Source organism: Vibrio sp. G-C-1 (assembly GCF_021728015.1).
Lineage (GTDB): Bacteria > Pseudomonadota > Gammaproteobacteria > Enterobacterales > Vibrionaceae > Vibrio > Vibrio splendidus.
The window spans coordinates 195,245-215,412 of sequence record NZ_JAKKCR010000006.1 but is presented as its reverse complement, the minus strand read 5'-3'; the positions used below and the strand labels follow the sequence as shown (position 1 = coordinate 215,412).

At 45.2% G+C, this 20,168-nt stretch carries 13 protein-coding genes and 1 other annotated feature; of the genes, 5 read left to right on the top strand and 8 right to left on the bottom strand.

All coding sequences use genetic code 11. The features are described 5' to 3' along the window. Positions 1-6 precede the first annotated feature (6 nt). Genes thrC through thrA form a run of 3 tightly spaced genes read right to left on the bottom strand, consistent with a single transcriptional unit; the run spans position 7 to position 4,720 of the window. Complete coding sequence (gene thrC / locus L3V36_RS11385) at positions 7-1,290, bottom strand: threonine synthase (protein WP_004734997.1); 1,284 nt, start codon at positions 1,288-1,290, stop codon at positions 7-9. Next, positions 1,287-2,243, bottom strand: a complete 957-nt coding sequence (gene thrB / locus L3V36_RS11380; RefSeq protein WP_004734996.1) for a homoserine kinase — start codon at positions 2,241-2,243, stop codon at positions 1,287-1,289. Before thrB ends, thrC begins: the two co-directional genes overlap by 4 nt. A gap of 17 nt (positions 2,244-2,260) precedes the next feature. Then, positions 2,261-4,720: a bifunctional aspartate kinase/homoserine dehydrogenase I gene (gene thrA / locus L3V36_RS11375; protein WP_102447119.1), complete on the bottom strand. Its 2,460-nt coding sequence runs from the start codon at positions 4,718-4,720 to the stop codon at positions 2,261-2,263. Positions 4,721-4,749: 29 nt separating this feature from the next. Then, positions 4,750-4,868: a sequence feature (Thr leader region), on the bottom strand. A gap of 316 nt (positions 4,869-5,184) precedes the next feature. Between thrA and L3V36_RS11370 the strand changes: the two genes are divergently transcribed. After that, positions 5,185-5,661 (top strand): hypothetical protein, encoded by a 477-nt coding sequence (locus L3V36_RS11370; RefSeq protein WP_017077706.1) that lies wholly within the window; start codon positions 5,185-5,187, stop codon positions 5,659-5,661. Positions 5,662-5,690: 29 nt separating this feature from the next. On the opposite strand, the gene L3V36_RS11365 is transcribed toward L3V36_RS11370, so the two are convergent. Next, a complete protein-coding gene (locus tag L3V36_RS11365) occupies positions 5,691-6,176 on the bottom strand; it encodes a putative 4-hydroxy-4-methyl-2-oxoglutarate aldolase (protein ID WP_102447118.1) in 486 nt (161 codons plus the stop codon). A 47-nt stretch (positions 6,177-6,223) separates the two neighbouring features. On the opposite strand from L3V36_RS11365, the gene L3V36_RS23940 reads away from it, so the two are divergent. Then, complete coding sequence (locus L3V36_RS23940; protein ID WP_004734992.1) at positions 6,224-6,382, top strand: hypothetical protein; 159 nt, start codon at positions 6,224-6,226, stop codon at positions 6,380-6,382. Positions 6,383-6,754: 372 nt separating this feature from the next. Beyond that, on the top strand, positions 6,755-7,471 hold the full coding sequence (gene arcA / locus L3V36_RS11360) for a two-component system response regulator ArcA (RefSeq protein ID WP_004741534.1): 717 nt from the start codon (positions 6,755-6,757) through the stop codon (positions 7,469-7,471). A gap of 170 nt (positions 7,472-7,641) precedes the next feature. Here arcA and L3V36_RS11355 read toward each other — a convergent pair whose 3' ends face one another. The 4 genes from L3V36_RS11355 to L3V36_RS11340 form a co-directional block, all read right to left on the bottom strand. Further along, entirely contained in the window at positions 7,642-8,085 is a 444-nt protein-coding gene (locus tag L3V36_RS11355) for a hypothetical protein (RefSeq protein ID WP_004734990.1), read from the bottom strand. Between the two features lie 7 nt (positions 8,086-8,092). Continuing rightward, the gene (gene arcB, locus L3V36_RS11350; RefSeq protein WP_102447117.1) at positions 8,093-10,534 is read right to left on the bottom strand and encodes an aerobic respiration two-component sensor histidine kinase ArcB; all 2,442 of its coding nucleotides are present in this window, start codon (positions 10,532-10,534) and stop codon (positions 8,093-8,095) included. A gap of 151 nt (positions 10,535-10,685) precedes the next feature. Further along, positions 10,686-12,437, bottom strand: a complete 1,752-nt coding sequence (locus L3V36_RS11345; protein ID WP_017077703.1) for a diguanylate cyclase — start codon at positions 12,435-12,437, stop codon at positions 10,686-10,688. Positions 12,438-12,528: 91 nt separating this feature from the next. After that, the gene (locus L3V36_RS11340) at positions 12,529-13,482 is read right to left on the bottom strand and encodes a TIGR01212 family radical SAM protein (protein ID WP_102447116.1); all 954 of its coding nucleotides are present in this window, start codon (positions 13,480-13,482) and stop codon (positions 12,529-12,531) included. Between the two features lie 530 nt (positions 13,483-14,012). Here L3V36_RS11340 and gltB point away from each other — a divergent pair. Together gltB and L3V36_RS11330 are read left to right on the top strand one after the other, a co-directional pair. Then, positions 14,013-18,560, top strand: a complete 4,548-nt coding sequence (gene gltB, locus L3V36_RS11335) for a glutamate synthase large subunit (RefSeq protein WP_017087515.1) — start codon at positions 14,013-14,015, stop codon at positions 18,558-18,560. Continuing rightward, complete coding sequence (locus tag L3V36_RS11330) at positions 18,560-20,029, top strand: glutamate synthase subunit beta (protein ID WP_004734985.1); 1,470 nt, start codon at positions 18,560-18,562, stop codon at positions 20,027-20,029. The genes gltB and L3V36_RS11330 overlap by 1 nt, the downstream gene beginning before the upstream one ends. Positions 20,030-20,168 lie beyond the last annotated feature (139 nt).

Below are 20,168 nucleotides of genomic sequence, written 5' to 3'. Positions count from 1 at the left end.
TGTACGTTACGGTTGAACTCGACGAAGCACTACTTTTAGCGCTTCAAAATCATTATCAAGATCTTCAGATAACAACTCCATCGCCGCGTGTTTTGCTAGCGGGCCTGGCAGTTCAATATCCGTACCTAAAATATCATCAACCACTTCTTTGAATTTCGCTGGGTGTGCAGTACACAAGAACAGACCAGTTTCGTTCTCTTGCAGTTGCTCTTCCAGTAGACGGTAAGCAATCGCACCATGTGGTTCACATAGGTAACCCTGTGCTTTTAGGTCACGTACTGACTCAGCACTCTGCTCATCAGATACCTTACCTTTGCCTAGTGTATCTAAGCCCCAACCTTTCAGTTGGCAAAGCTCTTCGATACGAGGCCAGTTGTTTGGTTGGCTCACGTCCATCGCGTTTGATGTTGTTGCTACCGTTGGCTTTGGATCCCATTGGCCTGTTTCTAGGTAACGAGGAACCGTGTCATTTTCGTTGGTTGCAGCAATGAAACGCTTCACAGGTAAGCCTAGTGCTTTAGCAAGTAGACCTGCTGTAAGGTTACCAAAGTTACCACTTGGTACTGAGATAACAAGGTTTTCACGTTGCTCTTTAGTCAGCTGAGAAGCCGCTTCAAAGTAGTAACAGATCTGAGCCATCAAACGGCTGATGTTGATAGAGTTTGCCGAGTTAAGACCGATCTCTTTACGCAGCTCAGCATCGTCAAATGCATCTTTCACTAGCGCCTGACACGCATCAAAGTCGCCATCGATCGCCACAGTATGGATGTTCTTACCTAGCGTACAAAACAGCTTCTCTTGCAGTGGGCTGATCTTGCCTTTCGGGTAAAGGATCACAACATTAATGTCTTCCATACCGTAGAAAGCGTGCGCAACCGCCGCACCAGTATCACCTGATGTTGCCGTTAAAATAGTGATTTGACCACCATCTGAAACAGCCGCTAAAGATTGAGCCATAAAGCGGCCACCAAAATCTTTAAACGCGAGTGTTGGGCCGTGGAAAAGCTCAAGTGCGTAAACTCCATCTTTTACTTGCTTGATCGGTGCAGGGAACTGGAACGCCGCATCCACCAATTGAGCAACCTGTTCTTTTGGTAACTCATCGCCGATTAAAGCCGAGAGAATCTTTGAACTACGAGGGACAAAGTCCTCTGCTAGTAGCGCATCGATGTCATCAAACTTTGGCAGTTCAGATGGGAAAAATAGACCTTGATTGCGGCCTAGACCTTGACGAACGGCTTGGCCAAAAGAGACTTGCTCGTCATTTTCTTTGATGTTGTACAGCTTCATAACTCACTTCCTGTAACGATCGAACCTTGCTTATCTAAGCGACAAACGTGGACGAATCCTTCTTCGTTTTGTACGTAATTTTGTTCTAACCAGCGTGCAACACGCTCGGCGACATCTTGTTCTTTGCAAATGCTAAATAGAGTTGGGCCACTACCGGAGATCCCAGTAGCAAGGGCTCCAGCTGAGGTTGCGTATTTACGCGCATCAGCAAACCCTGGAAGCAGTTTCTCACGATATGGTTCAGCAATCACGTCTTTGATCATCTTAGCCGCTAGCTCCGGCTGACCAGAGTGGCAAGCATGGATGAAACCCGCTAAATGGCGACCATGAGCAATGACATCCTGGCGACGATATTGAGAAGGTAGAATCTCGCGAGCTTCTGCCGTTGAAACCTTAATGCCCGGATACGCCATTACCCAGTACCAGTCATCAAAACACGGTACTTCTTGACTAATAATACCTAGCTCTTCCAGCATTAATTGCACACCACCAAGGTAACAGGGTGCAACGTTATCGTAGTGGATACCGCCTGAAATTTTACCTTCCATTTCGCCCATCAGAGCAAGCAGTTCAGTTTCATTCAGGGGCTGACCATGAAAACGGTTTAAAGCATCCAGTGCCGCGACAATTGAACAGGCACTTGAACCTAAACCAGAACCAATAGGCATGTTCTTTTCTAGTGTCATTTCCAAAGGCTTAACCGCAACGCCTTTTTTATCAAGCTCTCTAGAGAACACAACCCAGCAGTCGTAGACAATGTTTTCTTTGGTTTCAGTTGGCAGCTTAGAAACAAAACTGCCTGCTGTTTTTAGTGAGAATGATTCATCACCTGCTTTAACCATTACTCGGTCACCGAGCAGCGTGCCATCCACTGGAGACACAGCGGCCCCCAGCACATCAAACCCTACACTGACATTGCCGATTGATGCAGGCGCATAAACAACAACATCCATATCACTTGAACTCATTCCTAAACTCCTAATTTCCAACCAAGAGTGCGCATCACATCAGAGAATACGCCTGCTGCTGTAACTTCAGTACCCGCACCGTAACCACGCAATACTAGAGGGATCGGTTGGTAGTAACGGCTGTAGAATGCTAATGCGTTCTCGCCATCTTTAATCTTGAACATTGGGTCGTCGCCATCAACAGCTGCGATACGAACTTTACACTTACCATCGGCGATTTCACCAACATAACGAAGTACTTTGCCTTCTTTTGCTGCGATCGCTGACTGTTCTTGGAAATAAGCATCCGCTTCTGGCAAGCGAGCCATAAACTCTTCAACCGTGCCTGAATCATCAAAACCCGGTGGCAATGCTTGGTCAACTTCAACATCTTCAAGCTCAAGTGCCATACCCGCTTCACGAGCAAGAATAAGCAGCTTACGCGCCACGTCCATACCAGACAGATCATCACGAGGATCCGGCTCAGTGAAGCCGTTATCTTTAGCAATATTAGTTGCTTGACTGAGTGTCATACCTTCATCAAGCTTACCGAAGATGTAAGACAGTGAACCAGAAAGAATGCCGTTGAATTTCTCAAGTTCATCACCCGCAGAGATTAGGTTCTGTAGGTTTTCGATGACCGGTAGACCTGCGCCTACTGTTGTCTCGTACATCAACTTACGACGTGAGTTACGTGCAACTTCACGAAGTTGATGGTAGTAAGCCATGCTCGCTGTATTTGCTTTCTTATTTGGTGTTACCACGTGAAAACCAGCCGCTAGGAAATCAGCGTATTGCGCCGCAATGCCTTCGCTAGACGTACAATCAACCAAGACTGGATTGATAATGTGGTTACGTTGAACAAGTGCATTTAAGCGCGCTAAGCTAAACTCTTCTGTCGCGCTCGACATGCGATCACGCCACTGCTCTAGCGGTAGACCATCGCTATCTAGCAACAAGCCTTTGCTGTTTGCTAAACCACATACGCGAATCACGATGCCTTTTTCAGCCAGTTTGCCTTGTTGACGTTGGATCTGGTCAACAAGCTCACCACCAACACCACCAACACCAACAACGAATACGTCAAGGAAGTGCTTAGAGTTAAATAGGTTCTCGTGACACGCCTTGATCGCTTCAGAGATTTTGTCTTCAGGAATAACCGCAGAGATCGCACGCTCAGAAGAACCTTGCGCAATAGCAACGATGTTGACGTTCACTTCAGCTAAAGAAGAGAAGAATTGAGACGCCACGCCACGTGAAGTGCGCATACCGTCACCCACTAGCGTAACAATCGCGACATCGTCCATGAACTCAACAGGCTCTAATAGGCCATCTTTCAGCTCAAGTTCAAACGCATCTGATAGCACTTGCTTCGCTTTCACTTTATCAGCAGATTCAATACAGAAGCTGATGCTGTACTCTGAAGAAGATTGAGTAATAAGGACGATAGAAACGCCGGCAGAAGACATCGCGCCGAATACACGACTCGCCATACCAACCATGCCCTTCATACCTGGGCCTGATACGTTAACCATCGTTAGGTCACTTAGCGTAGTGATGCCTTTGATTGCTAGGTTATCTTCGCCAGTGTCTTGGCCGATCAAAGTACCTGCACCCTGTGGGTTGAAGCTGTTTTTGATTAGGCAAGGAATATGGAATTGCGCGATAGGAGCGATAGTCTTCGGATGTAGAACCGAAGCGCCGAAGTAAGAAAGCTCCATCGCTTCTTGATAGCTTAGTGATTTAAGAAGACGAGCATCATCCACTAAACGCGGGTCACAGTTGTAAACACCATCGACATCTGTCCAGATCTCACAACAATCAGCGCGTAGACATGCCGCTAGAACCGCTGCTGAATAATCAGAGCCATTGCGACCAAGCGTTACTAGCTCACCTTTTTCATTACCAGCCGTAAAGCCCGGCATGATGTTCACGTGACCTTGTGGAAGCGGTGATTGACGGAAGTTCTGAGTTGAAACATCCACATCGACCATCGCTTCAAGGTGGTCACCTTTAGCGTATAGGTATTGAACTGGGTCAATCAGGCTTGCTGGCTGGCCTTTCGCTTCAAGTACCGCTTTCATCAACTGGATTGAAATTCGCTCACCTTTACTGATGATGCGAGCATTTACGTGATTTGGGCACATACCCAGTAAGTTAATACCATTCACGAACTGCTTAAGTTGAGCAAGAGAGGTATCGACCTGCTCTTGAAATGCAGAGCCATCGACTGACGGCAATACCGCTTGAATCTCTGTAAACAATGCTGCGAATGATGATTCGATCTCGGTGATCTGTACTTCTGCTTCACCATTTTTTAGTGCTGCTTCAATAACAGCAACCAGCTTATTGGTTGTTTTTCCTGGAGCCGATAGTACAACGGCTAGCTCTTCTTGCTGGGCATTATTAGCGATGATATCTGCTGCTCGTAAAAAACGATCTGCATCAGCTAATGATGAACCTCCAAACTTTAAAACGCGCATCCCTTTCTCCATAAGTCATAAAAATGGTACAAAAAAAGGCCTGTATCTTGTTGGATACAGGCCTTTTTTTTAAAATCCGTTACTTAGCAGCCTGCCCCAACAATGTGAATGTCGGTAATAATAATGGTGGTGGTCATTACTAGGTGGCTTACGTGCTGCATATCAAATTCTCTGCTTGTGCTTTACTCTACGTGTATCAATTTTTACTACTACACGTCAATGAAAAGTTGCGTTTTTTTTACATTCACACCATTTTTCAGAGCAAACCGCCATTTCAGGGATAAAACGGCGGCTATAAGCCTACAATCCAAAGGTTGGGTTTGATATCAGAACAACAAAGTTAACCCATTGCATATATAGCCATAACAAAATGCTATATCGATTGTGCAGCGAACGTACAGATCTTGTGCTTTAATTGAACGATAACGTTCGAAGAACAATAATAATGACATCAGGAGTGGGAAGTGAAGAGATTACTTATTCTTTTAGCCTTTGCTATGCCTGTTGTTTGTTCAGCGAACAGCCTACCTCTGTTAAACAATTTGCCTTTGCTACCCAGTCAAATCGATCGTTCTGCCCATAAGTTTTTTATCTCCACACAAAATGCATCAAGTGAAAGCTTTGACACTTGGAAAGTCGATAGTGGCTATTCTTACAGTCTGTTTGCCGATGTAGATCTTTATGTCGGTACACGTATTAATAGTGATTCACTAAAATATGAGAGTGGATTCTTGAGTGGTGTCAGCTATCAATTCTCAGAGAGAGTCTCTTTCAACAGTTCTCTGCACACTTATAAAGATGAAACCGAGGACAGTGAAAAGTCAGTCGCCGCTGAGGTTTCAAGCCGAGTACAACTGACCGACAATCTAGATTTGCATGCCACCCTTGATTATGAAGAGTGGCAGCAAGGTGTTGAAGTGGGATTAGGATTTCGTTTCTAATCTATCTTACTTCTTGATTGATAAGCCCGTTAAGATTCAATCAACAATTCCGTTGAAATTAACACACCATTCCAATCAGCATATATATAGTCACCAGGCTGAATCAGTTGATTGTGTATCGTGAGCGTGACATTAACTTGCCCAACACCGTGCTTCTCAGTTTTAAATGGAGATGCCCCAAGCGCTTGAATACCAAGATCCATTTGCGCCATCATCGCCACATCTCGAACCGCACCATTCACAATGACGCCTTCCCAACCGTTTTCTATAGCTAGAATCGCCAATTGATCACCAAGCAGTGCTTTCTGACACGAGCCATTACCGTCTACAACGAGCACTTTGCCACTGCCGTCAGTCTCTAAAACCTCGCGAACCTTGGAATTATCGTGATAACAACGAACTGTTACAATTTTTCCCCAGAACGCGCCACGTTGACCGAAGTTCTGCAATGGCATGTTCAGTTGGGTGACTTTGCTTTCAAACTCGTCACACAAATCAGGTGTTATATCGTGCATATATCCTCCGTGAGTAAGGCGTTGCCGTCTAATGCGGGTGTGCCTCTATGCTTTTATATGTTGTTAGAATTAATCCTTTGTTTTCATTGTTCTATGCTCAATTTAATATTGAATTAGAGTTGATTGCGCATATTTATCTACTAGACTCTAAGGACAGCTTTCAGCTTCCTTGGTTCAAAATCTGGTCTTTAGCAAGCGAGATGTGAGAACTATCTCGAATAATCATTCTAGTTTTGCTGCTAAATAATCACCATAACATTGGTTAAGTTGTAGCCATACTATTAAAGTTTGTTGCGATACGGCAATTGATGTAAATCAACAAAGTGAATGGAATTAACATTCTCGCGTTGTTAGCATGCTGTTAACATTATAGAATCCACTGCAATCACTAACAGAATGATTGAAAGGCGTACTGGATCTACGTTATTGGGCAATACTTCAAGGAAGGCAGATAGCTGGAAGTAAGTGTTTTTTTGAAAACTTTAAGTTATCATCAAAAATACATTACCTGTATGTTATGTTTTTGCCTAGAATTTATTCTATTAGCACAGTTTCGTCACAAATTTAGGTACCGCCAAATGCAAACCCCGCAGATTCTTATCGTTGAAGATGAGCAAGTAACTCGTAACACTCTAAAGAGTATTTTTGAAGCAGAGGGATATGCTGTTTTTGAGGCTAGCGACGGTGAAGAGATGCACCAAGTGCTATCTGACAACCAAGTTAACCTTGTAATTATGGACATCAACCTTCCTGGTAAGAATGGCCTACTACTTGCGCGTGAACTACGTGAGCAAGCAAATGTAGCGCTTATGTTCTTAACGGGTCGTGATAATGAAGTTGATAAGATCCTTGGCCTAGAGATCGGCGCTGATGACTACATCACTAAGCCTTTCAACCCTCGTGAACTGACTATCCGTGCACGCAACCTTCTTAACCGTTCAATGAGCACAAGCTCTGTTCAAGAAGAAAAGCGTAGCGTTGAGAAGTACGAGTTCAATGGTTGGGTACTAGACATCAACAGTCGCTCTCTGGTTAGCCCAGATGGCGAAGGCTACAAGCTACCTCGTTCAGAGTTCCGTGCTCTACTTCACTTCTGTGAGAACCCAGGTAAGATCCAAACACGTGCAGACCTTCTTAAGAAGATGACTGGCCGTGAGCTTAAGCCACACGATCGTACTGTAGACGTAACAATCCGTCGTATTCGTAAACACTTTGAGTCTGTTTCTGGTACGCCAGAAATCATCGCAACGATTCACGGTGAAGGCTACCGCTTTTGTGGTGACCTAGAAGACTAATTCGATTCGCGCTTCTGGCCGTTTAGTTCTTGTCGTCGGTTAGCTGTTCTAAACCGATAGCACTTCTAAACCGTTAGTACTTATAACAGTCGAAGCGTAATCAATAGTGATTAAAAAGGGAGAATGCCAACGCATTCTCCCTTTTTTATTGTTCATTGATCGCTAAGATTTTAGTAAACCGTATCAACCTTAACGTCTTTCTCGACGAGCCACTTCACGGTTTCGCCGTCTTTGAGTTCAATCGCAACATCAACAGGCTTGTCACTGTCGATCTCTAGCTGCCATACAAAAGCGACTTCCCACTGAGTTTCACTGTGTGTTCTTAAATCAAGATCGTCAGCTGTTACCAACAAGGTATCCGCACCCTGTTTAACCGTCACACTCTCAACCGCAAGCGTTGCTGGTAGTTGTGAGTCAGACTCTAGGTAGATAGAACCGTGCAGAGTCTTATCTTGAGCCTCTCCAATCGTAGGCATCTTGTTGTGCCACAGGTTGCTTTTCATTGTGACTGTCGCTGCAGATATTTCGACTTGGTTATCTTGCTGCCATTCTACTTGTGGTGCAGAACAACCCGCTAATGCCACGACACATGCGGCGAATGCTAATTTTTTCATTATTCTTCTACCTTTGATTTAACCAACTCTTTAAGACTTCAATGTCATTCTGGTATTCGTTATTTATTTCATCAACCCAATCTGAAATGTTCTCCCACCACGCAGGCATATCTGGAGATTGAGCTTTCTGAGCAACTTGCTGTATGCGCTTCAGGCCAATTGAACCTGCCGCACCTTTAATCTTATGCGCTTCAGAAACGATGCTGTCTTGATCTTTCGCCACCATGTTGGAATTCAATATTTCCATATATTCCGGCATCATATCTTCAAACATCACGATGCTGTCCAAAACCGGTTTGGACCCGACAATGTCAACATAAGACTCTAGCATATCAATATCAAGCAAAGTGGTATCAATCGTTGAAAGAGCAGGCTTACTCGCTGTTACTTTTTTAACACCTACTACTTTCTCAGCACCGGTTACTTTCTCAATACCGGTTACTTTTTCAACATTCTTTGCAGTATCAATCCCCTTGGCTGTATCAATACCCTTAGCTTTCTCAATAGCCTCTGGCGCATCCTCGATAAGATCGCTGATGACATCCTGGATTGCACGAACCGACAGTGGTTTACTGATCGCTTCATCCATGCCTTTCTGGAAGTATTCTTGCTTGTTGTTTAATACGTTTGCGGTTAATGCCACCAAAGGCGGCAGCTTGCTGTATTTCTCGCGGTAGTATTGAGCAATATCGAAGCCCGTCATATCTGGTAACTGGATATCCAGTAAGACCAAGTCATAATCTTTCGGGTTGAAAACGATTTGCGCCTCTTTACCCGTCATTACGACTGTCACTTCATGACCAAGGCTTTCAAGTAGAGAGCGAGCTACTGTGATATTAAGCTCAATATCTTCGACCATGAAGATCTTAAGATTGGACTGCTTTCTTGGCGTTTTGATCAGAGCCTGAGTATCGTGATTAACAGGCACTCGAATCGAAACCGTAAAGGTACTACCAAAGCCCTCTTCACTGGTGACTTCAATGTGACCATCCATCATATTGATCAACTGTTGAGACACGGCAAGACCAATACCAGTACCGACAGCGTGTAGATTGTCTGTGCCCGACTTCACCTGGTAGTACATCGCGAAGATCTTCTCGATTTCACTTTCAGGAATACCAATCCCGGTGTCTTCTACTTCCATGGTGATGTTGGCAAAGTCGCCATCAATTTCAGCGCTGACTGTCATCACGACACCACCATCCTTGGTGAACTTCATGGCATTACTAACAAGGTTCCACAACACCTGTCTAAGACGAGTACCATCCACTTCGACCGCAGCAGGAAGATCCGATAACCTTTCAAGATCAAACCTTAGCCCTTTTTGCTCTGCCATTAACGCAGAAATACTCTCAATCTCGACAACGAAATCTTCAAAGTTGAGCGGAGTTGGGAATAGCTCAAGTTTACGACGATCAAATTTATCCATATCGATAATATCGTTAAAGATATTACCCAATGTCACCGCGCTCACCTTGATGGTTTGCATCTGCTTGCGCTGCTCGGTCGTCAGTTGGCTATCCAACAACATACGACTTAAGCCGATGATGCCATTGAGCGGCGTTCTTAACTCGTGGCTAATGGTTGAAATAAAGGTGGTCTTATCGCGACTGGCTTTCTCCAGTGACTCTTGGTGCTCTTTACGCTCGGTAATATCACGACCAAAACCGACCAAGCCCAAGTGACGACCTTCTTTACTGTAGAAAGGCACCTTACGCAGTTCGAAGTAGCTCTTACGACCATCAGGGTATTCCAACCATTGGTCATAAGTCAGTGCTTGGTTGTCAGCAAATACCTTCTTATCGGTTTCAACAACTTGTTGAGCGATCTCTTTGCTATAAACATCCCAAGGCGTTAAGCCAACGAGATCTTTTTCTGTCTTGCCAGTAAGCTCTTCAACTGCACGGTTACAACCAGAGAACACACCATCTTCATTACGATAGTAAATAAGATCAGGAGAGGCATCGATAAACGAGCGTAGCAGTGCCGTACGCTCTGCGAGTTCAAGCTGAGTTCGCTCACGCTGGAACACCTCATTTTCGAGATCGTGCATTGCTTCTGCACGCGCTTCTTCCGCTTTTTCACGCTCTTCAATTTCTTGATTAAGCTTCTCGATATTGAGTTGCAGTTTATTGTTGAGCTCTTGATCTCGCTCTCGCATGTCACCAAGCTTAGAGACCAATTTCGCCAACCTTTGACGAGACTCTTCCAGCTGGTCTACGACCACTGATAGGAAATAAACCGCCCAAGGCGTGATCACTAAACCGAAGAAAACCGAACGGACAATGTCGATATCATCAACATTACCTTTGAGTGCGAGGGTAATACCCACTTGCACAACAACTGCGAGGGCTACAAGCGCTAAGGCGAGTAAGATAGAAAAGCGGACAATCCCCAGTTTTACGAGTAGATCCACGTAATACTGAGCGAGATTTTTCATGGGTTTCATTTAACGCTCCATGCGATAAGACTAGCAATATTCTACCCTGTTTAAAGAGAGGAGGTAAGCTAGCTACATCACACGCAGCAAGAGAGCTACAGTTATATTGTTTAAAACAGATAAGTGGGATAAATAGAGGGGCAGCAAGAGATAAATGTGCTTATCGAATTGAGGAAGGATGCACCATCGAACGGTTTCGACCGTCGGATTTAGCTTGATACAACGCACTGTCAGCCAAGGCAACCGCCGAATCCATTTCATCATCAGGTGTCGGAATGTAAGAGATAATACCAATACTCACCGTGATGAATTCAGAGACATTCGATTTCTCATGCGCCAGTTCCAATTTAAGGATCCCATCATGGATACGCTGTGCCACCAGCTGAGCACCCTCAGCCGTGGTATTCGGTAGAATAAAGCCGAACTCTTCACCACCGTAACGAGCCACACAATCCGATGAACGGTTCAGCACCTGCTTAAATGCCTGAGAGACTTGGATCAGAGCATCATCACCTTGTTGATGTCCGTAAAAATCGTTGTAACCTTTAAAGAAATCGATGTCACACAACATAATCGTCAGTGGTAATTTCTCACGCACATGATAATGCCACAGCGTCGAAAGCTGTTCATCAAAACGACGGCGGTTGGAAACCTGAGTCAGGCTGTCCATAAAGCTAAGACGCTCAAGCTCAAGGTTGGCTTCTTCAAGTTTCTGCTCCGCAAGGTAACGTTCTGTAATATCACGCGCCATGATCAACACACCATTAGTGCTTGATGCCAGATCCCTAAACGGTGATTTCACCACATCATACCAAGTGTATTCGCCATCACTAGAGACAACCTTATCGATATAGCGTAATGACTTACCTTGATGAAGCACTTGGTGATCGGTGTCTGAAATACGCATATACATACTATTAGGCACCACATCTTGCAGGCGCTTACCGACCAAATCACTCACTTCAGAGATACCCAGCGCAGCCACAAATGGCTTATTACATGCTTGGTAAACCATATTTTCGTTGAAGATACCAATCGAGTCAGGGCTCGCTTCCAAGATGTTTTGGAGGATGGTGTCACGTTGGGCAAGCGCGACTTCAGTATCTTTTCGCTTTTCCATTTCGCCGCGCAGCTTTTGCTGCATGTCGTGCCAATCGGTCACATCATGGCTAATTGAGAGCGTACCTATGGTTGATCCATCTTGCGAGAGCAAGACACTTTGGTAAGTTTCAAGCAAACAACCCTTACCGTCTTGATCCGTTGTCCACGAACGTTCACTGACTCGACCTTTTAAAGCCCCACCAGAAACACTCAAAGTGCCCTCTTCAGAGCGTCCATGCCAAAACTTTTTAAATGAGCGATTACTCGTCACCAACTCACCCTTTTGATCTTTTACATAGATCAGCTCAGATAAAGAATCCAAAGCGGTGCGCGCGACATTAAGCTCACGAACTTCTTGGGACACCTCTTCATCTGTATTTTTATACGGTGATGCGTGAATCATCCACGCTTTCTTACTTCTAAAACGGATCCTGCGACCAACCAAATTGATCTTAAAGGACTCAAATTCAGACAGCGCCCACAGGGAGACCTGCTCAAATGATCGAGAGTTGATGTGATTGGTTAAGTAATGACGAAAGCTATTCTCGCTTTCAACGGTAGGAAATCGAAAGTTAACGCCAATTTGGCGAATACCAAGCAGCTGCATAGCTTGGCGATTGGCATATAAGATCTCTCCACTTCGAACATCAACAAAGTAGAGTGGCGATGGAGTAGCGAGTAGAAGTTTTTCAAGATGCGACTGATAACGTGAATAAAGATGCCAGCAGATGAGAGCAATCAGCAATACAACAACGATATAAATACCGTAGCCATACGCCCTGTCCCACAACCAAGTCATTACCAGTTCCATTTACTCTCAATCTATACCATAAAATCTGTGAGGGAAATGTTACCACTATTTGTTGGTTTTATCTGCTGTTACCGACAGTCACCATTTTCTATCAATTGACTGCGTTTAAAACGGGCAGTGTGTACTCGAATGCAGAGCCAGTTTTGATGCCTTGTGCGCCAGTTTTATCAAGCGAACGGCCAATCTCAGTCATCGCTAACCAACGGTTCTCACACCACAAAGGAGAGAGTAACGTCGGGCGTCTCGCCGCAGAAGATACTCGGTGATAAACCACGTTTGCTGGAGTGCGTTGAATCACCTCAGTCGCGATATCAATGTACTCCTCAAGGCTTGGTGCTTCTAGCTTTCCGGCCTTCCACGCCTTAGCCATGGTACTGCCCTCTACTATATGGAGCCCGTGCAGCTTAATACCGTCGGTGCCAACGGCTAATACCTTATCTAAAGTTTCAAGGTTATCCGCTTTGGTTTCTTTGGGCAGGCCAACAATAAGGTGAGTACATATATTGATCCCCAAAGCACGAGCACGCCGAGTGATCGTTTCATACACCGCGAAATCGTGGCCACGGTTAATTCGCTTGAGGGTTTTATCATTGGCCGTTTGTAGTCCGAGCTCTAGCCAAATCTCATAGCCTTGTTTCACGTAACCCGCCAGCAGTTCCAATACAGAATCAGGCACGCAATCAGGTCTTGTACCAACGCAAAGGCCAACAATATTGGCACCCGGAGCTTTAAGGGCTTCTTCGTACATGTTCTTGAGCACCTGCACTTCAGCATAAGTGCTGGTGTATGCCTGAAAGTAAGCAAGATACTTCTTAGCACGGGCAATCTCACCCGCACGGTCTTTTAATTGATCGGCAATACTTTGAATCTGAGTTTGTTCGTCGGAAAAAGACGCCACATTGCAAAAAGTGCAACCACCGCGACCGATTGTGCCGTCTCGATTTGGGCAGCTAAAACCACCATGAAGTGTCAGCTTGTGAACCTTTTCGCCATAACGACGTTGAAGGTCTTGGCCGATAGTATTAACCAACTCGTGTAATTGCATATTTTCAAAGTGCTCAAGTAAATAAAAATGAATCTCAGTCTTTTTCTGAAAAAAAATTACATCCCTGCAAAATTCGACCAATTAGTTTACGCAAGGCTTTTTGCGAGCAACCTATCAAATATCAATAAACATGCAAAAAATCGGCTCTATTTGCCTAATGTTGCACATTTGTTAGACATTAAATTCAAAATAAAACGAAAAAAATGGTCTACATGGACCAACTTTCATTGCAATTCGCCTAGACAAAATTGTAGGATACTTACACATATTGGCTATTTTTGAGTATTTACTTACATCTAAAACTTGCCAATAAGTCGGTGATACCCATATCCCACCTATATAAACCACTAGTTTGTGGCTAAAAATAAACGGATATCACTAAGGATTGTTTTTCTCGCAATACTTTTCCTGCGAGATACGGAAAGGATTCAAACCGCCAGCATAGGCAGGTTTAGACCCATAAATATAAAAGGACAAGGCTAACTTAATACAAATAAGTTGCGCCTAGATTTAACTGGAAGGATGTATCTATGGTAGATCAAGAGCAGAACTCACAGGGTCTGTATACTCCTGAATTGGAGCATGACGCTTGTGGTATCGGTTTTGTTGCGCATCTAAAGAATCGCAAATCTCATGATGTAGTAACTCAAGCACTCGATATGCTTGCACGTATGGAACACCGTGGCGGCCAAGGCTGCGATCCGTGTTCTGGTGATGGTGCAGGTATCCTGCTACAGAAGCCGCACGAATTCTTACTAGAAGAAGCCGTAAAGCTTGGAATTAAACTGCCATCTTTTGAAAAATATGGTGTTGGTGTTGTACTTTTCCCTAAAGATGAATACAAACGTGCACAGTGCCGTGACATTCTAGAACGCAATGCACAACGCCTTGAGTTAGAAGTTATCGGCTACCGTGAACTTCCAACTGACAATTCAATGATTGGTGCTGACCCATTAAGCACTGAACCTCAATTTGAACACGTATTTATTTCTGGCGGCCCTGGTATCACACCAGAAGAGCTTGAGCGTAAACTGTATGTTCTACGTAACTACACGGTTCGTGTATGCCTAGAAAGCGTTTCAAATATCGGTGATGACTTCTACATCAACTCAATGTCTTACAAGACATTGGTGTACAAAGGTCAGCTAACAACTGAACAAGTTCCTCAGTACTTCCTAGATCTGCAAAACCCAACCATGGTGACAGCTCTAGCACTTGTACACTCTCGCTTTTCTACCAATACATTCCCTCGTTGGCGTCTAGCTCAGCCTTTCCGTTACATCGCGCATAATGGCGAAATCAATACGGTTCGCGGCAACCTGAACTGGATGAAAGCACGTGAAGCAATCCTAGAATCGGACCTGTTTACACAAGCTGAAATCGACATGCTGCTTCCTATCTGTCAAGAAGGTAGCTCAGACTCATCAAACTTCGATATGGCGCTTGAGCTACTTGTTCTTTCAGGTCGTACTCTGCCACATGCGTTGATGATGATGATCCCGGAAGCATGGCAAGAAAACAAAAACATGGATCCAACTCGTCGTGCGTTCTACCAGTACCACGCGAACGTAATGGAACCATGGGATGGCCCAGCGTCAGTATGTTTCACCGATGGTGTTCAAGTTGGTGCAACTCTTGACCGTAACGGTCTGCGTCCTTCTCGCTATACAGTAACTAAAGACGACTTCCTAGTGATGGCGTCTGAGTCTGGTGTTGTTGAGATCGCACCTGAAAACGTTGAATATCGTGGTCGTCTACAGCCTGGTCGTATCTTCGTTGCTGACCTTGAGCAAGGTCGCATCATTTCTGATGAAGAAGTGAAAGACGGTATCGCTAAATCGCAACCCTACGAAAAATGGGTTGAAGAGAACCTTCTGAGCTTGAAAAAGCTACCCGATGCGAGCAACGAATTTAACCAACCTTCTCCAGAGAAACTGCTTCACAAACAACAATCGTTTGGTGTGAGCTCTGAAGAAGTAAACGAAATCATTCTCCCTCTTGCAAAAACAGGCTACGAGCCACTTTCTGCAATGGGTGCTGACTGGCCGCTAGCGATTCTTTCTCATCAATCGCAGCACCTTTCAAACTACTTTAAGCAGTTGTTTGCACAAGTAACTAACCCGCCAATCGACCCGATTCGTGAGCGTATGGTTATGTCTCTGAACACTTACCTAGGTAAAGATCAGAACCTACTTGCTGAAACGCCTGAACACTGTCAAAAAGTGGAACTTGAGTCTCCAGTTCTTTCTAACTCAGAGTTAGAGAAACTGCGTGCAATCGATAATGAGCACCTTCAATCGAAGACGCTGGATATCGTATTCCAAGCAAACGGAGACCAAGGTAAGTTAGAGCGCGCACTTAAACGTATCTGCCAATATGCGGAAGATGCGGTTATTGATGGCTACTCTATCATCCTACTAACTGACCGTGCGGTTAACTCAAACCACGCCGCTATCCCAGCAATGCTGGCGGTTGGCGCGGTTCACCACCACCTAATCCGTAAAGGTTTACGTGCTAAGTGTGACATCGTTGTTGAAACGGGCGATGCTCGTGAGACACACCACTTTGCAACCTTAATTGGTTACGGTGCAAACGCAGTTAACCCATACCTAGTTATCGAAACGATTGTTGAACTGCAACGTACTAAGAAGCTAGATCCAAACGTTCATCCACGTGAGTTATTCGATAACTACCGTAAGGGTGTTAACGGCGGTCTATTGAAGATCTTCTCGAAGATGGGTATCTCTACGCTGCAGTCTTACCACGGCGCTCAAATCTTTGAAGCACTTGGTGTTAGCAAATCCGTGGTTGAAAAATACTTCACTGGTACTGTTTCTCGTATCCAAGGTCTAACGATCGACGATATCGCACGAGAAGTATTAGTTCGTCACCGTGTTGGTTACCCAGCTCGTGAAATCCCAGCTCAAGTTCTTGATGTTGGCGGTGTTTACCAGTGGAAACAACGTGGTGAGAAGCACTTATTCAACCCAGAAACCATTTCTCTACTTCAAGAATCGACGCGTAACAAAGATTACGGTCAATTCAAGAAGTACGCGAACGCCGTTGATGCTCAAGGCGACAACGCAGCAACACTACGTAGCCAACTTGATTTCATCAAGAACCCAGCAGGCTCTATTCCTCTAGCAGAAGTAGAACCTATTGAGAAAATCCTTAAGCGTTTCGCAACAGGCGCAATGAGCTTCGGTTCAATCTCGCATGAGGCTCACTCAACACTGGCTGTCGCGATGAACCGCATTGGCGCGAAATCAAACTCAGGCGAAGGTGGTGAAGATCCAGCACGTTTCGAGCGTAAAGAAAATGGCGACTGGGAACGTTCAGCAATCAAACAGGTGGCTTCTGGTCGCTTTGGTGTAACGTCTTACTACCTATCTAACGCTGATGAGCTGCAAATCAAGATGGCTCAAGGTGCGAAACCTGGCGAAGGTGGTCAACTACCTGGTGATAAGGTTGATGACTGGATCGGCGCAACGCGTCACTCGACTCCGGGCGTAGGTCTTATCTCTCCACCGCCGCACCACGATATCTACTCAATCGAAGATTTGGCTCAGCTGATCTACGATCTGAAAAACGCGAACCGTAATGGCCGTGTCAACGTGAAGCTAGTATCAGAAGCTGGCGTAGGTACGATTGCATCAGGTGTAGCAAAAGCGAAAGCTGACGTAGTACTTATCGCAGGTTTTGATGGTGGTACGGGTGCATCTCCGATGTCTTCTATCCGTCACACCGGTCTGCCTTGGGAATTAGGTCTAGCGGAAACGCACCAAACACTACTGAAAAACGGCCTACGTAACCGTATCGTTGTTCAGTCTGATGGTCAGATGAAAACACCACGTGACCTTGCAGTCGCAACCTTACTTGGCGCTGAAGAATGGGGCGTAGCAACAGCTGCTCTAGTTGTTGAAGGCTGTATCATGATGCGTAAGTGTCACAAGAATACATGTCCTGTTGGTATCGCAACACAGAACAAAACTCTTCGTGAGCGTTTCGACGGCCGCGTAGAAGACGTAGTCACTTTCTTCCAATACATGGCTGAAGGTCTACGTGAAGTAATGGCTGAACTTGGCTTCCGCTCTATTGATGAGATGGTTGGTCAATCGCACAAACTTAAAGTTCGTGATGACATCGGTCACTGGAAGTACAAGAACCTAGATCTAACACCGGTACTGCACATTGAGCAGGCTCGTGCAGAAGATGGTATCTACAACCAGACAACACAGAATCATAATCTTGAAGACGTTCTAGACCGTAAGTTGATTCAGGCTGCAATCCCAGCGCTTGAGAACGGTGAAGCGGTTACCGCTCAGTTCCCTATCATCAACACGGACCGTTCAGCAGGCACGATGCTGTCGAACGAAATCTCGAAGGTTTACAAAGACCAAGGTTTACCACAGCCAATGAACGTTAAGTTCCACGGTAGTGCAGGTCAATCTTTCGGTGCGTTCCTTGCGAAAGGCGTTAAGTTCGAAGTAGAAGGCGACGCGAACGATTACTGGGGTAAAGGTCTGTCTGGCGGTACGTTAGTACTGTACCCAGATGCAAGATCAACTATCGTTGCTGAAGATAACATCGTGGTTGGTAACGTATGTTTCTACGGTGCAACCTCTGGTGAATCTTTCATTCGCGGTATGGCTGGCGAACGTTTCTGTGTTCGTAACTCTGGTGCGAAGGTTGTTGTTGAGGGTGTTGGTGACCACGGTTGTGAATACATGACTGGCGGCGCGGCAATTATCCTTGGTTCAACGGGTCGTAACTTTGCTGCAGGTATGAGTGGCGGTGTCGCTTATGTTTGGGATAAAGCAGGTGACTTCGAGACTAAGCTCAACGCAGAACTTGTAGACCTAGATCCAATTGAACAAGAAGATAAAGATCTTCTACTGGATATGCTAACTAAGCATGTTGAATTCACAGGAAGTGAAGTTGCTCAGTCTTTCCTAGACAACTTTGAAGCAAGTGTTGCATCGCTAGTTAAAGTAATGCCTCGCGACTACAAAGCGGTTCTTCAAAAGCGTAAAGCTGAAGCACAACAGGCACAAACGGAAGAAGTGGAGGCAGTATAATGGGTAAGCCTACTGGATTTTTAGAACACGGTCGTGAGCTTCCAAAGAAGCTCGACCCGTCAGTTCGAATTGAAGACAACAAAGAGTTCGTACTTAACGAAGAGTTTGGTGAAAAGATCAATACTCAAGCATCTCGTTGTATGGACTGTGGCGTACCTTTCTGTCACAACGGCTGTCCGATTGGTAACATCATCCCAGAATTCAATGACGCTGTTTATCGCGACAGCTGGGAAGAGGCTTGGAACATTCTTAGCTCTACCAATAACTTCCCTGAGTTTACAGGTCGTGTTTGTCCTGCTCCTTGTGAGAGTGCCTGTGTTCTTGGCATCAACCAAGACCCAATCACTATCTGTAATATCGAGAAAACGATTGTAGAAACTGCGTACCGTGAAGGGTACGCAAAGCCTAAAACACCACGCTCTCGCACAGGTAAAACTGTCGCAGTTATCGGTTCAGGCCCTGCAGGCTTAGCCGCAGCTGAGCAGCTAAACAGTGCCGGTCACTCGGTAACGGTATTTGAACGTGACGAGAAAGTGGGTGGTCTACTTCGCTTCGGTATCCCAGATTTCAAACTGGGTATGGACGTAATTGATCGTAAGATCAACCTAATGGCTGAAGCTGGCGTTGAATTTAAAGTTAACCAACACATCGGTGTTGATGTTAATGCTCAACAGTTACGCCAAGAGTTTGATGTGGTATTGCTAACGGGTGGTTCTACGGTTCCACGCGACTTACCAATCCCAGGTCGTGAGCTTAAAGGCGTTCATTTTGCCATGGAATTCCTTGGTCAAAATAATCGCCGTGCCAACGACTTAGATCTTAAGACAGAAGAGCTTCACGCTAAAGATAAACACATTGTGGTTATCGGTGGTGGTGATACAGGCTCTGACTGTGTAGGCACATCAAACCGTCATAAAGCAGCAAGCATTACTCAGGTTGAGATCATGCCGATCCCACCAGAGAAACGCCCTGCAAATATGCCTTGGCCTCAATACCCAATGATCATGAAAACCACCACTTCTCACGAAGAAGGTTGTGAACGTCATTGGAACATCTTAACCAAAGAGTTCATTAGCGACGATCAAGGTCAAGTAACGGGTCTACGTATCGCTGACATCGTTTGGCAAGACGCAAAACCAGGCGAACGTCCAGGTTTTGATGAAGTAGCGAACTCTGAACGTGTTATTCCATGTGACATGGCATTCCTTGCAATGGGCTTCTTACACCCAGAGCCTACAGGCGTGCTTGCTCAACTAGACATTAAACTGGACGAGCGCGGTAACGTCGCTTCTGAAGGTTTTGCGACGAACCAGAAAGGCGTTTTCGCTGCTGGTGATATGCGTACTGGTCAGTCTCTGGTTGTACGTTGTATTAATGAAGGTCGTGAATGTGCAATTGCCATTGATGACTTCTTAATGGGTAACTCAAACTTAGAAGCGAAAGCTGATTCACTCATGCTTTCCGCATAATATTTCTCGGGCTAACGTCGATGACGTTAGCCTAGAGGAAAAGCAACACCCTTCCTAACTTTTATGTTTGGCTAGCACTCGATGCTAGCCTTTTTTCTATCTGCCTTACGGCTCCTAGGACATTCCCTTCGTTGCACAT

What these genes read in the sequence shown, in the direction of transcription:
- L3V36_RS23940 (WP_004734992.1), top strand. Translation starts at nt 6,224, where the DNA reads ATGCTTTTATATGTTGTTAGAATTAATCCTTTGTTTTCATTGTTCTAT.
- arcB (WP_102447117.1), bottom strand. Translation starts at nt 10,534, where the DNA reads ATGAAACCCATGAAAAATCTCGCTCAGTATTACGTGGATCTACTCGTA.
- L3V36_RS11355 (WP_004734990.1), bottom strand. Translation starts at nt 8,085, where the DNA reads ATGAAAAAATTAGCATTCGCCGCATGTGTCGTGGCATTAGCGGGTTGT.
- arcA (WP_004741534.1), top strand. Translation starts at nt 6,755, where the DNA reads ATGCAAACCCCGCAGATTCTTATCGTTGAAGATGAGCAAGTAACTCGT.
- L3V36_RS11330 (WP_004734985.1), top strand. Translation starts at nt 18,560, where the DNA reads ATGGGTAAGCCTACTGGATTTTTAGAACACGGTCGTGAGCTTCCAAAG.
- gltB (WP_017087515.1), top strand. Translation starts at nt 14,013, where the DNA reads ATGGTAGATCAAGAGCAGAACTCACAGGGTCTGTATACTCCTGAATTG.
- L3V36_RS11340 (WP_102447116.1), bottom strand. Translation starts at nt 13,482, where the DNA reads ATGCAATTACACGAGTTGGTTAATACTATCGGCCAAGACCTTCAACGT.
- L3V36_RS11365 (WP_102447118.1), bottom strand. Translation starts at nt 6,176, where the DNA reads ATGCACGATATAACACCTGATTTGTGTGACGAGTTTGAAAGCAAAGTC.
- thrA (WP_102447119.1), bottom strand. Translation starts at nt 4,720, where the DNA reads ATGCGCGTTTTAAAGTTTGGAGGTTCATCATTAGCTGATGCAGATCGT.
- thrB (WP_004734996.1), bottom strand. Translation starts at nt 2,243, where the DNA reads ATGGATGTTGTTGTTTATGCGCCTGCATCAATCGGCAATGTCAGTGTA.
- L3V36_RS11345 (WP_017077703.1), bottom strand. Translation starts at nt 12,437, where the DNA reads ATGGAACTGGTAATGACTTGGTTGTGGGACAGGGCGTATGGCTACGGT.
- thrC (WP_004734997.1), bottom strand. Translation starts at nt 1,290, where the DNA reads ATGAAGCTGTACAACATCAAAGAAAATGACGAGCAAGTCTCTTTTGGC.